Annotated in this window: 2 protein-coding genes; both read right to left on the reverse strand. The window is 37.6% G+C overall.

The features are described 5' to 3' along the window. Positions 1 to 89: 89 nt before the first annotated feature. Positions 90 to 941 carry a type IV secretion system protein gene (locus ACFIN0_RS09780; RefSeq protein ID WP_375702460.1) on the reverse strand — a complete coding sequence of 284 codons (852 nt, stop codon included), beginning with the start codon at positions 939 to 941 and terminating at the stop codon, positions 90 to 92. Next, the coding region (locus ACFIN0_RS09785; RefSeq protein WP_375618343.1) for a TrwH protein at positions 938 to 1033 on the reverse strand (96 nt) is incomplete at its 5' end. The genes ACFIN0_RS09780 and ACFIN0_RS09785, both read right to left, overlap by 4 nt.

Here is a 1033-nt window from a genome sequence, read left to right on the forward strand (position 1 = left end):
TTTCAGCACGATATCTTGGCTTTGGTAAAATCTTTGTGCCTCTCTTAATTGTTCAGAGAGTACTGAACCTTCTACATCGGCTTTTGTTTTCATCGTATGGTAGGCATCCCTTTTTTTTCATGATCAAAAATTTTCATATCAAGTTCGCGTCTTTTCCTTTTGATAAGTGATTGCTCAGCGTTACGTAAATGTGCTACCATTTGTACCTTTATAAATTCATTTTGGATCATGGCTAATGAACCATCGATATGTGCTTGAAGATCTGCAATATCTTTCAGGTTTTCTTTTGTTTGAAGTTCATTAAATAGACTTTTGAGGTATTGAAAACGATTTTCTACGTTTTCAAAAGTTTCTAAACTTACAGCTTTATCTAGTATCGATGCAAATTGTAAACGCTCTGAAATAGTTTTGCCCATTTGATTAAAAGGCCCAGAAACTTTGTTTTCGTCCTCTAGTACCTTTTGATATGATTCTCTTGAAAGCTTATCACTCTTATAGAACGATTCTGGTTCTTTGAGAAAAAAACTAGAAAAGTCTATTTGCTTTGGGTTTGTTTTCTGATTCTTTGTTATAGCTTGATAGGCTTTTTCTGTTTGTGAAAGTTGTTCCTTTTTTAACGCAAGTTGTTTTTTAAAGAGCTCAATAATTTCCTCTTTTTTTAATAGCTTAATAAGCTCCAGATACTCTGCTGGTAGAGCAGGTGGTGGCGGTGGAGCAGGTGGTGGCGGTGGAGCAGGTGGTGGCGGTGGAGCAGACGATGGGGATTGTGCACATTTGTTTAGGACTCCAGTGCGGTCTGTTCCAAATATGTTCTTTTGATATTGAGCAAGTCCCAACGCTAGAAAATTGCATGTATCTGCTTGAGGAGAATCCGATGCATGTGCCAGATTTATCATCCCCAAAAGGGTAATCATTCCTGTTATAATAAATCGCTTTTTCATCTGTCTCCTCGCTTAATTTCGGCAGGGATTGTTTTATTAATAGGCACACGGTTCCTATCATTGGGCTGTTTTAGCTTTGGTGCTAATGCACA

The sequence above is a fragment of the Bartonella sp. AA89HNZF genome, assembly GCF_042196905.1.
In the GTDB taxonomy this organism is placed as follows: Bacteria; Pseudomonadota; Alphaproteobacteria; order Rhizobiales; family Rhizobiaceae; genus Bartonella.

What these genes read in the sequence shown, in the direction of transcription:
- ACFIN0_RS09780 (WP_375702460.1), bottom strand. Translation starts at nt 941, where the DNA reads ATGAAAAAGCGATTTATTATAACAGGAATGATTACCCTTTTGGGGATG.